10 protein-coding genes are annotated in these 14,685 nt (G+C 69.3%); 5 read left to right on the top strand and 5 right to left on the bottom strand.

Annotated elements, in window-relative coordinates:
• Positions 1-60 precede the first annotated feature (60 nt).
• The 3 genes from ACV7NO_RS03760 to ACV7NO_RS03770 form a co-directional block, all read right to left on the bottom strand.
• Entirely contained in the window at positions 61-807 is a 747-nt protein-coding gene (locus ACV7NO_RS03760) for a nucleotidyltransferase domain-containing protein (protein ID WP_463404685.1), read from the bottom strand.
• A 560-nt stretch (positions 808-1,367) separates the two neighbouring features.
• Positions 1,368-2,366, bottom strand: a complete 999-nt coding sequence (locus ACV7NO_RS03765; protein ID WP_463407272.1) for a serine hydrolase domain-containing protein — start codon at positions 2,364-2,366, stop codon at positions 1,368-1,370.
• 17 nt (positions 2,367-2,383) lie between these two features.
• On the bottom strand, positions 2,384-3,943 hold the full coding sequence (locus ACV7NO_RS03770; protein ID WP_463404686.1) for an MFS transporter: 1,560 nt from the start codon (positions 3,941-3,943) through the stop codon (positions 2,384-2,386).
• 467 nt (positions 3,944-4,410) lie between these two features.
• Between ACV7NO_RS03770 and ACV7NO_RS03775 the strand changes: the two genes are divergently transcribed.
• On the top strand, positions 4,411-7,440 hold the full coding sequence (locus tag ACV7NO_RS03775) for a TonB-dependent receptor domain-containing protein (RefSeq protein ID WP_463404687.1): 3,030 nt from the start codon (positions 4,411-4,413) through the stop codon (positions 7,438-7,440).
• 137 nt (positions 7,441-7,577) lie between these two features.
• A complete protein-coding gene (locus ACV7NO_RS03780) occupies positions 7,578-8,456 on the top strand; it encodes an N-acetylmuramic acid 6-phosphate etherase (RefSeq protein ID WP_463404688.1) in 879 nt (292 codons plus the stop codon).
• Positions 8,457-8,716: 260 nt separating this feature from the next.
• Here ACV7NO_RS03780 and ACV7NO_RS03785 read toward each other — a convergent pair whose 3' ends face one another.
• Complete coding sequence (locus tag ACV7NO_RS03785; RefSeq protein ID WP_463404689.1) at positions 8,717-9,988, bottom strand: M20/M25/M40 family metallo-hydrolase; 1,272 nt, start codon at positions 9,986-9,988, stop codon at positions 8,717-8,719.
• Between the two features lie 313 nt (positions 9,989-10,301).
• On the opposite strand from ACV7NO_RS03785, the gene ACV7NO_RS03790 reads away from it, so the two are divergent.
• Together ACV7NO_RS03790 and ACV7NO_RS03795 are read left to right on the top strand one after the other, a co-directional pair.
• A complete protein-coding gene (locus tag ACV7NO_RS03790) occupies positions 10,302-11,141 on the top strand; it encodes a cytochrome b/b6 domain-containing protein (RefSeq protein ID WP_463404690.1) in 840 nt (279 codons plus the stop codon).
• Positions 11,138-11,884: a molybdopterin-dependent oxidoreductase gene (locus ACV7NO_RS03795; RefSeq protein ID WP_463404691.1), complete on the top strand. Its 747-nt coding sequence runs from the start codon at positions 11,138-11,140 to the stop codon at positions 11,882-11,884. Before ACV7NO_RS03790 ends, ACV7NO_RS03795 begins: the two co-directional genes overlap by 4 nt.
• Before the next feature lie 161 nt (positions 11,885-12,045).
• Here the strand turns inward: ACV7NO_RS03795 and ACV7NO_RS03800 are convergent, their stop codons facing one another.
• Positions 12,046-13,857: a DUF885 domain-containing protein gene (locus ACV7NO_RS03800; RefSeq protein ID WP_463404692.1), complete on the bottom strand. Its 1,812-nt coding sequence runs from the start codon at positions 13,855-13,857 to the stop codon at positions 12,046-12,048.
• Between the two features lie 101 nt (positions 13,858-13,958).
• Here ACV7NO_RS03800 and rpiA point away from each other — a divergent pair, with 101 nt between their 5' ends.
• Positions 13,959-14,633: a ribose-5-phosphate isomerase RpiA gene (gene rpiA, locus ACV7NO_RS03805; RefSeq protein WP_463404693.1), complete on the top strand. Its 675-nt coding sequence runs from the start codon at positions 13,959-13,961 to the stop codon at positions 14,631-14,633.
• Positions 14,634-14,685 lie beyond the last annotated feature (52 nt).

Genomic DNA, 14,685 nt, shown 5'->3' on the forward strand with positions numbered 1-14,685 from the left:
CCGACATTGGGCAGCTACCGTCGTTCCCAAAAACGATCGAATATCGGGAAAGCGGCTCTTTCACGTGACACGCCAAGAGGAGGGCGCATCCCGACGATCGCCGTCGAAGAGCGTGCCCCCATACGGAGCCAGTTCTGCTTCTGCCAGCGCGATCACGGGACCATGATCGCCATCAGTGAACAGCGCTCGAAAGGCACTGTCGAAGCTGCTCGCTAAACCGGCATCTATTCCTGTCAGAAGGTGCGGCGCCCATTTCCCGGTCCCGTTCCAATGCCCCCGGCCGCGCAAGGCCAGTTCCACGAGCTTGGCATGAAGCATGGCTCCTATCGCCATCGCTTCGCTTGGAGTCCGGTCGCCACGAAGATCATCCACTGCGTCCGTGATCTCGTAACGCAGTGCGTTCAATGCGGGGGCCGACAGCGGCATCGGCCCGCTCGCCAACCGAGCCGATATGTCTGCGCGCAGGGCCTCGGCCCGGTCATGATCCCGACCAATGGCCATGCCCTCTGCGATCATGTTGAGGATGCTGGGGCGGCCCCGCGCTACGTCCTCGTTAACGAACCAAGCCAGCGTCTCGGGATCGTGGACGAAGGCTTCAATCGGCACGCCATCGACAGTGAAGGATTCCCGTCGCGCCGCGTCGAGCCGGTCGAAAACGACAACCAAGTCTATGTCGGAGAGGTAGGTGCCTTCTCCACGCATGATGGACCCTGCGACATAGGCGAAGGTCGCAGCGCCATAGCGGGTGCGGAACACCGCTTCGGCGATCGACAGCGCCTCGGCCGGCGTGGGGCCGGTTCGTTTCATCATGAGGTGAAACCTACTTTCGTAACTGCGGGATGTGCAATGCCACTCAAGCCATTCGATCTTCCTGATTAGGAACCCATAGCGGGACAGTCGCCCGCGTGATCGCGCCGAGAGCCGTCCGGGGCGCTCTCTTTCCCAAAATCTGTTCCCGATTGCTCATTCTTGAAATGGCCTGTCGGAGACGGAGAAACGGGAAAGATCGCGCTTACCGAATGGCCGCTATCGGGAGCCCGGATCGCCGGCCCGAGCGCCCGGGCGTGGGCGTAAGCCGACATGGCCTGTCCTACATGATACCGATCGGGGTAGGCTGCGACCATGATGGCAAGCGCCCATAGATTTCGTGGCTCTGATCGCCCAAGTCGATCGTGCGTGAACGGGTTTCTCATTCGACGTGGCGGCAACTTCGGCAACTTCCGCATCCGTGGACGCGCCATGGAGCGGAGCAGGGTGACATCCACCCGACGCGCATGTCTCCGTTCGTTTCAAGCGGACGCGAACGCTGCGCGTCGCCTGAGGCCCGTTTCCCGCCTTCGCGCGAAACGAACGGGAACAGCTAGGTTTCAGCGCGCCGCGTCGCAGGCCGCGATCACCGCGTCGCCGGTTTCGGGGCGGAGCGTGAAGATGCCGCTGTCGACGTGGCGGGTGGGGTGGACGCGGTTGGTGAGCAGCGTCCAGGCGAGGCCGCGGTCGAAATCGATCCACAGGCCGGTGCCGGTGAAGCCGGTGTGGCCGATCGTGCCGGGGGAGCACGCCTGCCCGCCCGACCAGCCCTCGAACCGGCATTCCCAGCCGCAGGTGCGGTGGCCCTCGACCGGCGTGCGGATCGCGGCGAGCGCGGCGGGGGACAGCGCCGATCCGTCGAGCAGCGCGCGGGCGAAATCGAGGACGCCGCCGACGGTGCCGAACAGCCCGGCATGCCCGGTGCGCCCGCCGAGCGCGGAGGCGTTCTCGTCATGCACTTCGCCCTTCAGGACGCGGTTGCGCCACATGCAGCGCTCGGTGGAAACCGCGGGGCCGGGGGGCGGGCCGAAGGCGAGGCCGGGCGCCTCGATCGTCAGCGGGCGACCCGTGATGCGCTCGATCGCGATGCCGAGCAGCAGGAAATTGATGTCCGAATAGACCGCGGGGCCGTGCTTCCATTCGCGCTGGAGGAGGAAGGCGCGCAGGCGCTCCGGGTCGTCGCCATAGGTGTAGATCGGCTCGACCGCGGGGAGGAAGGTGCGGTGGACGAGGCAGTCGCGGAAGGTGAGGCGGCGCTCGGCGGCGTTCGCGACGTCGTACTGGCGCAGGTCGGGGATCGCGGTGGTCAGCGGGGCGTCGAGGTCGAGCAGGCCCTCGTCGGCGAGGCGGAGGATCGTGGTGGTGGTGTAGACGACCTTCGAGACCGAGGCGAGGTCGAACCAGTGGTCCGTGGTCAGGGGCTCGGGGGTCGGGACGAGCGCGGCCATCCCCGTGGTGCGTGTCGCGCGCGCGCCGTCGGCGGTGACGACGCCCAGCGTCGCGCCGGGGATGCGGCCCGCGGCGACCGCGGCGGCGGCGGGCGCGAAGGCCCGGTCCATGACGGGGTCGATATCGATCACAGATCGTCCGCCCGCGGCCTGGCGCGCAGGATGAAGGGCAGGAAGACGAGCGCGGCGATGCTCATCGTGCCCGCCATGATGAAGAAGCCGTCATAGCCGATCGCCGTCTGGAACACCCCCGACAGACCCGCGAGCAACCGCGGCAGCAGGAAGGCGAGCCCCGACAAAAGCGCATATTGCGACCCCGGGAAGCGCGGGTTCACCAGCAGCGAGAGGTAGACCACGAACACCGCGCCCTCGAACCCGTGGCCGAACTGGTCGATCGCCATCGCGAGATAGAGGTGGAAATCGCCGGTGGTGACGATCATCGCGCCGAGCGCCATCAGCGGCGGGCCGCCCGGCGCCTGATGCGCGAGCCACGCGAAGATCCAGTTGCTGAGCGCGGACATGATCGCGCCGATCGTCAGCGCCCAGCCCATCCGCACCTTCGCCGCGAGCAGCCCGCCGAGCGCGACGCCGAGCATGCTGGAGACGAGCGCGACCGCGCCGTCGGCGACCGCGATCGATTCGAGGCTGTACCCCATCGCGTTGAACAGCGGGTGCGACAGCGTGAGCGCCATCACGTCGCCCATCCGGTAGACCGAAACGAACAGCAGGATCGGGATGATGACGAAGCCATAGCGCCACGCGACGTCGACATAGGGGCCGATCGCGGCGGAGCGGCGGAGCGGGGCGGTGGGGGGCAGATCGCGCAGCCACGGCACCGCGATGCCGAGCACGACGAACGGCAGCAGCGCGACCGCGAACACCCAGTAGCTCATGACCTTGGGGTCGCTGATTCCGACCGATCCGATCGCGCCGAGCAACACCCAGCCGACCGCGGCGACGATCGCGAGGCTGGCCGCCAGCACGACCGCGCTGGCGAGGACGCCGGAGACGAACGCGGTGCCCCGGTTGCCCGCGCGACCCTCCGCCCGGCGCACCGGATCGGCGCGCATCGCGGCCAGGATCGGGAAGGGCAGGAAGGCGGCGGCGGCGATCACCAGATAGGCGGTGGTCCAGTCCGTCTTGGCGGCGATATAGATCGCGCCGCTGCCCGCCGCGACCATCGCGCTGCGATAGCCCCACAGGTTGGCGGCGACCATGGGCCCTTGCTGCGCCGCGGTGGGCGCGAGTTCGATCCGCCAGGCGTCGGCGGCGACCTCCAACGTGGTCGTCCAGAAGGCGAGCAGGATCGCGAACAGCGCGGTGACGGGCAGGTTCGCGTCCGACGCGGTGAACGCCATCGCGACCGTCGACAGGAAGATGCCGAGCTGCGCGAGCATGATCCATCCGCGCCGCTTGCCCCAGAACCGCCCGAAGCCGGGCACGTCGTATTTGTCGAGCAGCGGCGCCCAGGCGAACTTGAACGTCGGCAGCAGCGCGACCCAGGCGAAGAACCCGACCGTGACGATGTCGACCCCGTGGCGCGCGAGCCGCAGCAGCAGCACCGCGTTGAACATGTAGAAGGGCAGCCCCGCCGCGAAGCCGAGTAGCACGAACAGCGCGAGCCGCGCCTTGGGCGTGCGCGGGGCGGTGGCGGCGGGGGCGTCGATCGCGGAGGTCGTTGCGGTCACGCGCGGGGCTCCCGAGCGGGGTTGGTGGATCTGCCTTTCCCGGTCGTCATGCCGGGCTCGTCCCGGCATCCACGGTACGGCAGGCGCCGCCGTCGTGACGTTCGCGGACCGGTGGATGCCGGGACAAGCCCGGCATGACGGGGGAGATGATGCCGACGGTCCGCGCTTGCCGCGCAGGCAGCGTGCGAGCCAGGATCTGCGTGGGGAGCGGTCATCGGGAATCCTGACGGGGCGGTGGGTCGCCGGGGCGCAGTCGTCCGATCAACCATGCGCGCAGTCAATGGGCGGGCGGCGGCGTCGCGGGGTGCGCGCGATGGCGCGAAACGGGGTGCGCAGGGGTATCATGGGGGCCCGGCAATGCCGCGGGGTTATGCCCCGGCAAACAGAAACTATGACACTTGCGTTACCCTTTGCCCTCTTACTGGACGCAGACCGTCTGGGGAGGCGGCAAAGGGGGAATCGGTATCATGCGGAATTCGACGTCGATGCGGCTGGCTCTGGCTTCGGGGAGTGCGCTCGCCGCGCTGGTCCTGGGGGCGACGCCTGCGCTCGCGCAGACCAGCCAGGATACCCCGCCCGCCGCGACGCCGACCGGCGCCGCGCTGCCGAGGACGGGCGCGGGGCTGGCGGACACCAAGCCGGATGCGAGCGGCGACATCCTGGTGACGGGTTCGCGGATCAAGCAGGATCCGAACAACTCCGCGCTGCCGCTGCAGATCATCACCACGCAGGAGCTGGGGCAGAACGGCATCTCGAACCCCGAGCAGCTGATCTCGTTCCTGTCGACCAACGGATCGGGCGCGGACAATCTGGCGTCGAACGCCGACGTGACCAGCGGCGCGCAGCGCGGCACCAACGGGCTGTCGGCCGCCAACCTGCGCGGGCAGGGATCGGCGGCGACGCTGGTGCTGCTCAACGGGCGGCGCGTCGCGGCGCATGGCCTCAGCGGCTCCGCGGTCGACGTGAACCAGATCCCGTTCTCCGCGATCGAGCGCGTCGAGGTGCTGAAGGACGGCGCGTCCGCCATCTATGGCACCGACGCGATCGGCGGCGTCATCAACTTCATCACGCGCAAGAACTTCAAGGGGCTGACGCTCACTGGGTTCAACGACATCACCGAGGAGGGCGGCGGCAGCATCTATCGCCTGTCGGGCACCGCGGGCTGGGGCGATCTCGCCACCAACGGGTTCAACGTGATGGGGGCGGTCTCCTATAGCTGGAACCAGATCCTGCGCGGGCGCGACCGCGACTTCGTCAACGGTAACCAGCCGAACCGCGGGCTGTCGATCGACACCCGCGGCACGCCGACCGCGACCGCGTTCCCGCTGAACCCCAGCACCACCTTCTTCCCGACGGGCACGCTGCTGGGCGGGACGAGCGGGACGACCGCGCTGACCGGGCTGGTGTTCCCGGGCACGACGCAGCTGGCGAACGGCGGCATCAACGTGCTCGACCTGCCGGGCGGCGCGGGCTGCACGACGATGGAGGGCGGGCTCTCCTACGACGAGCAACTGTGGAACGCGCCGGGCGCGCGCTATGCCTGCTCGTACGATACGGGCCGCGTCGCGGTGATCCAGCAGCCGATCCAGACGCTGACCTATTATGCGCGCGGCGTGCTGCGCGTCGGCGGCGCGCACGACCTGTCGCTGGAAGTGACGGGGTCGAAGGCCAATTCGGCCAAGAGCTTCTCCGAAGCGCAGATCACGGGCAACACCAGCAACCTGCAGGTCGCCTATCCGCGCAACGGGCTGACCGCGGCCAATTACGACGCGATCTACAACCAGATCGCGGCGGTGTTCCCGGCGGTGCGCGCGAATTTCGGCAAGCCGATCGCGTATCGCTGGCGCTGCATCGAATGCGGCCCGCGCGAGTACAAGACCGAGACGAAGACGCTGCGCGTCGCGGCTGCCGCGGAAGGCCCGCTATGGTCCGGCTGGGACTATCGCGCGGGCGGATCCTATGCGCGCAGCGAGGCGTCGTCGGTACTGGGCACGGGCTATTATTATCGCGGGACGACCGCGACCAACGCGCTCGACCCCGCCGCGCCGACCGCATCGGGCGCGAGCGCGCCGGGGCTGGTGGGGTTGCTCAACAGCGGGATCATCAATCCGTTCCTGCTGCCCGGGCAGACGCAGTCGCAGGCCGCGCTCGACGGACTGCGGGCGATCTCCGCCGAGGGCGCGACGCTGTACGGCGGCAAGTACGAGGTGAAGCAGGGCGACCTGTCGATCGCCGGCTCGCTGTTCCCGATCTGGGGCGGCGACGTGAAGATGGCGGCGGGCATCGACTATCGCCGCGAGACCTATGGCTTCAACGGATCGCCCGCGGCGGCGGCGGCGGCGCCGGTGATCTTCCTGGCGGCGTTCGACAACGTCAACGCGCTGACGCCCAAGAACCGGACGGTGAAGGCGGCCTATGCCGAGGTGCTGATCCCGCTGCTGCCGCAGCTGGACGTGACGCTGGCGGGGCGTATCGACGACTATACCGGATTCGGCACGACGACGAATCCGAAGATTTCGGTCAAGTTCCGTCCGATCGACCAGATCATGTTCCGCGGATCGTACAATACCGGCTTCCGCGTGCCGACGTTCAACCAGATCTTCAACGGCGTGACCGATTCGCCCTATGCGGGCAGCGACCTGGTCGATCCGATCCGGTGCCCGTCGGGCGTCGCGAACCTGACGACGCCGGGCTGCCAGTTCATCCGCCCGAACGTCCTGACCGGCGGCAATGCGACGCTGGGGCCGGAGACCGCGAAGTCGTTCAACGCGGGCGTCGTGATCCAGCCGTCGCGCAACTTCAGCGCCTCGCTCGACTGGTGGAAGGTCGACGTCAACAACACGATCCAGCTGTTGACGCTGACGCAGCTGATCCAGAACGCCGCGCTGTTCCCCGACCGGTTCCTGCGCGACGCGACGACGAACGAGATCGTCGCGATCGACGATCGGTGGATCAACGCGGGCGCGCGCCGCACGCAGGGCCTGGAGCTGTCGCTGCGCGGTGCGGTCGACGGGCTGAACGGGCGCTTCTCCGCCGGACTCGACGGGACGTACCTGCTCAAGAAGCGCGAGGCGCTGACGACCGCGGCGCCCTATGGCCCCAGCCTGATCGGCGTGTTCACCTATGCCGGCGATCTGGGCATCAAGTGGAAGCACAACGCGTTCGTCAGCTATGGCAACAAGGACATCAACCTGTCCTTCACGCAGATCTTCCGCAACGGGTACAAGAACGGCGCGCTGCCGGGCATCGCGGCGGGAACGGTGACGCGGCCGGACTACAATGCGTTCGTCAAGGACTACATCATCTACAACGCGGCGGTCAGTTATATGGGCGTGCCGGGGATGAAGCTGACGGCGGGGCTGCGCAACGTGTTCAACACCGATCCGCCGTTCGCGATCACCTATGACGGCAACACCGGCGCGGGTGGATCGTGGGAGCCGCGCGTCGCGGATCCGCGCGGTCGCTCGTTCACGATGCAGGCCGAGGTGCACTTCTAGGGCCTGACGCGGTATAGATGACGCCGGGTTTCTTCGCGTCACCCCGGACTGGATCCGGGGTGACGAAGACCCGGGCAGTCGGCCCGCATCCCGGGTTCGGGGTGCGGGCCGTTCGTCGACTCGAAAGGACGGACAGGATGGCGACCGAAACGGTGGACCCGCGCTTCGTCGCGCTCGATCGCTGGCCGACCGTGTCGGCGGTGGAAGCGATGATCGAGGGGCAGATGGCGGCGGTCGCGTCGCTGAAGGGGCAGGCCAATGCGATCGCCGCCGCCGCGGATGCCGCGGCACTGCGGCTGAAGCGCGGCGGGCGGCTGGTCTATGCCGGTGCGGGCACCTCCGGGCGGATCGCGGTGCAGGACGGGGTGGAGCTGCATCCGACGTTCAACTGGCCCGAGGACCGGCTGGTATTCCTGATGGCGGGCGGCCCGGGCGCGCTGATGCACGCGGTGGAGGGTGCGGAGGACGACACCGACGCCGCGCGCGTGGACATCGCTGCGGCGGGCGTCGGCGCGGACGACGTGGTCATCGGCGTCGCGGCGAGCGGGACGACGCCTTACACGATCGCGGCAGTCGAGGCCGGGCGGGGCGCGGGCGCGCTGGGCGTGGCGGTGGCGAACAATCCAGACACGCCTCTGCTGGCGGCGGCGGAGCATGCGATCCTGGTCGACACCGGCAGCGAGATCGTCGCGGGATCGACGCGGATGAAGGCGGGCACCGCGCAAAAGGCCGCGCTCAACCTGTTCTCGACCGCGACGATGCTGCGGCTGGGGCGGGTGTATCGCGGGCAGATGGTCGACATGCGCGTGTCGAACGCGAAGCTGCGCGCGCGGGGCGCGCGGATGGTGGCGGAGCTGGCGGGGGTCGATCTGGACGTGGCGGCGGCGGCGCTGGCGGCGGCGGGGCTCGACGTGAAGCGCGGCGTGCTGGTGGCGCGGGGGGTGCCGGCCGCGGAGGCGGAGGCGATGCTGGCGCGGGCGGGGGGCGATCTGGGGGCGGCGGTGGCCGGGGTGTAAGGCAGGCGACCTCGCACTCCTTTACCCCTGGGAGACCGGAGGCTTTGACCAATCGACATGTCGTCATTGGTGCCCCCTACACCTGCCAAACCCGTCACCCCGGACCCTTCGACAGGCTCAGGACAGCCCTGTTCCGGGGGCCACCGCGCGGCGAACGATGCCGTTCGAGACGAGATCGGTATCGATCGCGGACACGGGGACCCCGGGACACGTCCGGGGTGATGAACCGGACGGCTGACCAAGACGAATGTCGGTCGATCCTATCGTGCCACGCCCGCCGCGGCGACGAGCGCGAGGAGGCCGACGGTCATCCCGCGGACGCTTTCGGGTTTCGCCACGTCGATATATTCGTCGAGCGAGTGCGCACGTCCGCCGCTGCCGCCCGAGCCGATCGTGACCGCCGGGACGCCCAGGCTCATCGCCATGTTGGAGTCGGTGGAGGACGCGTCGTAGCTGGGGGTGTAGCCCATCGCGGTGACCGCGGCGGCGGTCGCCCGGATCAGCGGGGCGGTGCGGGGGGTGCCGCCGGCGGGGCGATCGCCGACAAGCTGGGGATCGACGCTGACCTTGCCGACGCGGGTCGAGCGTGCCCTGTTCTCGTCGTCGGCGGCCTTGCGGACGATGTCGAGCATGTGGCGTTCCATGTCGGCGAGCGCGGCGGCGGTTTCCGAGCGCATGTCGATGTCGACGAACGCCTCGCTCGGGATCGCGTTGATCGAGGTGCCGCCGCCCGCGACGCTGGCGGAATAGGTCGTCTTGGGCGACGACGGCGGGGTGGTGCGGTAGAGCGCCTCGATCGCGGCGCCCATCGCGGCCATCGGGTTGACGATCCCGAACGCGCCATAGCTGTGCCCGCCCGGCCCCCTGAAGACGACATGGTAGCGCTTCGACCCGACGCCGCCATTGGTGACGCTCTCCGCGCCGCTGCCGTCGAGCGAGAAGAACGCGCCGATGCGGCCCTGGTACGCGCCCTTGGTGAAGAGGTGGCGGACGCCGCGCAGGTCGCCGCGGCCTTCCTCGCCGACGGTGCCGACGAACAGGATCGGCGCGCGGGTACGGATCCTCGCGGCGTCGAGCGCGCGGGCATAGGCGAGGAGCGTCGCAAGCCCGCGCGTGTCGTCGCCGACGCCGGGGGCATGGAGCTTCGTGCCGTCGCGGCGGACCGTCACCACTGTGCCTTCGGGAAAGACGGTGTCGAGATGCGCGGACATGACGACGAGCTTCGCCTTCGCATCGGTGCCGGGGCGCAGCGCGGTGACGTTGCCGACCGCGTCGATCGTCACGTCCTTCAGCCCGAGCGCGCGGAATTTCTCCGCGAAGGCGGCGGCGCGGGCGGCTTCCTTGAAGGGCGGGGCGGGGATCTCGGTGAGCGCGACGATCTCCTCGACGAACGCGTCGTGGCCGGCGTCGAGCGCGGCGCGCGCGGCCTGGAACGAGGGCGAGGCGAGGATCGCGGGGACGTCGCGGTCGGTGGCTGCGGCGGGGGTGGCGAGCGTTGCGGCAAGGACGGCGACGGCAAAGAGAAGGCGCATTCGAGCTCCCGGTACGGTGTGGCCCGGTGACCCTGCCGGATCGGGGGCGGCGGGTCGAGGGGCTTGCCTTCTCTGATCGGGCGATCGACGAGATCGGGCCACATTCCCCCTCGGCCGTTCGTCTCGAGTAGCCGTCGAGCGCTTCGGCTGGCTGGCAAGCCAGCCGCTCAGGAAGTCCAGGCGGTGTATCGAGAGAGCGCGCGCGGGTCTATCGATACGGGCTCTCGACTGCGCTCGATCCCTGATCGAGACGAACGGGTGAGGGCGACGCATATCCCTTCCGCTGACGGTCGATCCGCCCTAGACCTTGCCGATGGTGACGACCGCATCGATCGAGAAGGGGGACACGCCCCATACCGTCTATCGCCACCGGTTCGCGACGCGGGTGTGGCACTGGACCAACGCCGTCGCGCTGACGGTGATGCTGATGAGCGGGCTGATGATCTTTAACGCGCACCCGCGGCTTTACTGGGGCCAGTACGGCGCGAACACCGATGCGGCGTGGCTGGCGATCGGGCCGACCGCGACGGGTGGGCATGTGGTGATCGGTGCGGTCGACGTGCCGACCGGCGGAGTGCTGGGACGGTGGATCGACAAGCAGGGCGTCGAGCGGACCCGGGCGTTCCCCTACTGGGCGACGATCCCGTCGGGATACAGCCTGTCCGCCGCACGACGCTGGCACCTGTCGTTCGCGTGGATCCTCGCGATCGCGTCGCTGGCGTATCTGGCGATCGGGTTCGCGACGCGGCATATCCAGCGCGACATCTGGCCGCGCCGCGCCGAGGTGGCGTCGCGGCATCTGTGGCGGGACGTGACGGATCACGCGCGGCTGCGCTTCCCGACCGGGGAGGCGGCGGCGCGGTACAATGTCCTCCAGAAGCTGGCCTATGGCGCGGTGGTGCTGGGGCTGATCCCGCTGATGATCCTGACGGGCCTTGCGATGGGGCCTGCGTTCGATGCGAACTTCCCGTGGTTGCTGGCGGTGTTCGGCGGGCGGCAGTCTGCGCGGTCGGTCCATTTCCTGTGCGCGTTCGGGCTCGTCGGGTTCACGATCGTCCATCTGGCGATGGTGGTGCTGGCGGGGCCGGTGAACGAGGTGCGATCGATGGTGACGGGGTGGTTCCGGCTGCCGCGCGGGAAGGGCGGCGCATGATCTCGCGGCGGACACTGATCGTGGGCGCAGGCAGCGGCGTGCTGCTGTCGGGGTGCGACCGGGTGGCGGCGACGCCCGCGATGCGGGGGTTCTTCGAGGGGACCGAGCGGCTGACGATGGACTTCGCGCGTGTCACGGGCGCGCGCGACGTACTGGCGCCCGAGTTCGCGCTGGCGGACGTGTCGCCGGTGTTCCGCGCGAACGGGACGCGGCGGCCGGGGGGCGCGGACTATGCTGCGCTGGCAGCGGGGAACTTCGCGGACTGGCGGCTGCGTGTCGACGGGCTGGTGCGGCGGCCGCTGTCGCTGTCGCTCGACCAGATGCTGGCGCTGCCGGCGAAGACGCAGATCACGCGGCACGACTGCGTCGAGGGGTGGAGCGCGATCGGGCGCTGGACGGGAACGCCGCTGGGCGGGATCCTGCGCGAGGCGGGGTTGCTGCCGGGGGCGAAGTACATCGTGTTCCACTGCGCCGACGATTACGGCGCGAGCAGATATTACGAGAGCATCGACCTGATCGACGCGTTCCATCCGCAGACGATCCTGGCGTGGGGATTGAACGGCCATCGGTTGCCGGTGGCGAACGGGGCGCCGCTGCGGCTGCGCGTCGAGCGGCAGCTAGGGTACAAGCACGCCAAGTACGTGATGCGGGTGGAAGCGGTGGATACGCTCGCCCGCGTCGGCGCGGGCAAGGGGGGGTATTGGGAGGATAGCAACGACTACGCGTGGTATGCGGGGATCTGAGGGGCGCCTTTCACGATCCCCGTGCCGTTCGCACCGTGCTCGTCGAAGCCTGTCCCGAGCGACGTGCCGCAGGCAGCGCGTCGAAGCGGGCCGCCCTTCCTTCCGCCGGTCGCAGAAGAAGAGCGGTGCTTCGACAGGCTCGGCACGGACGCGCGATGGCGTCACCGGCCCGAGCGGGCGCGCTCCTCGACCAGGCGTTCCATGATCGACAGCGGCATCGCGCCATCGCGCAGGACCTCGTGGAAGCGCTTCTCGTCGAACTTCGCGCCGAGGATCGCCTGCGCCTTGGCGCGCGCGCGGGTCCAGGCCATGTGGCCGACCTTGTACGAGGTCGCCTGCCCCGGCTGGGTGCAATAGCGCTCGATCTCGCGCTGCGAGCGGGGCTGCGCGAAGCCGACGGTGTCGACCATGTATTGCGTCGCCTTCTCGCGACTCCATTGCTTGGTGTGGATGCCGGTGTCGACGACGAGCCGCGCGGCGCGGAACAGGAAGGACTGGAGATAGCCCGCGCGCTCGAGCGGGGTGGCGTAGCCGCCGAGCGAATCGGCGAGCTGTTCGGCGTAGAGCGCCCAGCCTTCGGTATAGGCGCCGAAGAAGCCGACCTTACGCAGCGTCGGGATATCCTTCGACTGTTGCGAGATGCTGATCTGGAGGTGATGCCCCGGCACGCCCTCGTGATAGGTGAGCGAGGGGAGCGAGTATTTGGGCCAGTCGCCCGTGTCCTTGAGGTTGATGAAGTAGATGGCGGGGCGCGACCCGTCGAGCGCGGCGCGCTTGTAATAGCCGTTCGACGCGCCGTCCTGGATCTCGACGGGGACGGCGCGGATCTCGAGCGGGGCGCCGGGGACGGTGGCGAAGGCGCGGGGCAGCTTCGCGGTCATCGCGACGACGCCCTCGTTGAGCGAGGCGATGAGCGCGGCGCGGCCCTCCGCGGTGTTGGCGTAGAGCTGGTCGGGGCGGGCGTTGAGCTGCGTCAGGCGTGCGCCGACCGAGCCCTGCGTCAGCCCGGCGCCGCGCAGGATCGTGTCGAGCTGTGCGGCAATCTCCGCAACCTGTTCGAGCCCCATCGCGTGGACCTGATCGGGGGTGTAGTCGGTCGTGGTCGCCTGGCGGAGCGCGTCGGCGTAGAGTTCGCCGCCCTTGGGCAGTCGCCAGACGCCAGCGCCCGGCTTCGTCTGTGTGCGCAGCTGGCGGACGAGCGCGATCTGGCGATCGAGCGCGGGGTACACCCTGGCCTCGACGATCTTCGCGGCGGGTGCGCGCCAGTCGCCGGGGATGTTCTTTGCGGTGGTGCGGCGGACCAGCGAGGCGACGAGGTTGCTGTTCGCGGCCGGGGTATTGCGTAGCGCCTGCATCTGCCCGAGCGTCAGGTCGAGCGCGAAATCGGGGGCGATATAGCCGCGCGCGGCTTCCTCGCGCTGGACCGCGGTGTCCTCGTCGAGGACGCGCGCGAACGCGTCGAGCCGCGCCAGATAGGCGTCGGCATCCGCCTTCGTCTCGATCGTGTGGGTGTCGTTGAGGAAATCGGGGACCGAGTAATAGGCGCCACCCTGCTGGAAGATCCGGTAGGGGCGGATGACCGAATCGAGGCCGTACTTGTCCTGCGCGACGGTGGCCTGCGTCAGCGAATAGAGCACGATCTCGCGGTTGAGCCTGGCGGCGGGGGTGAGGCCGGCGACCGGGAAGCGCTGGAGCTCCGCCAGCCATGTCCTGGTGCGGGCGAGGTCCTTGCGGCTGCCGGCGGCAGACTGGTCGTCGAGCTGCGACTTGAGCGCGGCGCGGGTACCCTTGTCGAAGCCGAGCGACGAGGCCGCCTGCGGCGACGAATCGATCCGGTCGTTGAAGATCGCGTCGAACAGCGCGTTGAGCTTCGCGTCGGGAGAGCCCGCGACCGACTGTGCGAGGACGCCTTCGGACAGGAGCGCGCCCAAGACGCCGGTGGTGGTTGCGGACAGGAAGGCTCTGCGATGCATGGGAAAACTCCGTCGATCGGGGAATGCGACAGGTGGTATGTCCAAAAGGCGGGGCGGGGAAGGGGTTGTCGTCGCCGCGCGGCGGGACGACATCGCGCTACATGATCGATGACGACAAGCGGCTGGCCGCGGAGGCCGCGATCGCGGAGGTACGCGACGGCATGCGCGTGGGGCTGGGCACCGGGAGCACCGCGGCGCATGCGATCGCGGCGCTGGGCCGACGGGTTCGCGAGGGGCTGCGCGTAGAGGCAGTGGCGACGAGTGTTGCGACCGAGGCGGCGGCGCGCGCGGCGGGGATCGCTGTGATCGACTTCGCCGACGTGGCGACGCTCGATCTCGCGATCGACGGTGCGGACGAGATCGACGATGCGTTCCGCGCGATCAAGGGCGCGGGCGGCGCGATGCTGCGCGAGAAGGCGGTGGCGCAGGCGGCGGCGCGGTTCGTGGTGATCGCGGACGGGTCCAAGCGGGTGACTGCGATCGGGGCGGCGGCGGTGCCGGTGGAGGTGCTGCCGTTCGCGCGCGCGTCGGTGGTCGCGGGGCTGGGAGACCTTGGGGCGGCTGTGACCGTCCGGGCGGGGTATCGGACCGACAACGGCAATATCGTCGCGGACTGTCGCTTTCCCGCGATCGGCGATGCGGAGGCGCTGGCGATGCGAATCGCGATGATTCCGGGGGCACTCGCGCACGGATTGTTCCTCCGCGAAGTTGATGCGGCGTATATTGCACGGCACGGTGTCGTTACGCGGCTGGAACGCACGCGTGCGAGCGACTAAGGCGGCGCGGACTCGGCAACCTGGGCCCGCTGCCAAGCGTTCGGCCCCCACA

The organism is Sphingomonas sp. Ell38C01 (assembly GCF_055231975.1).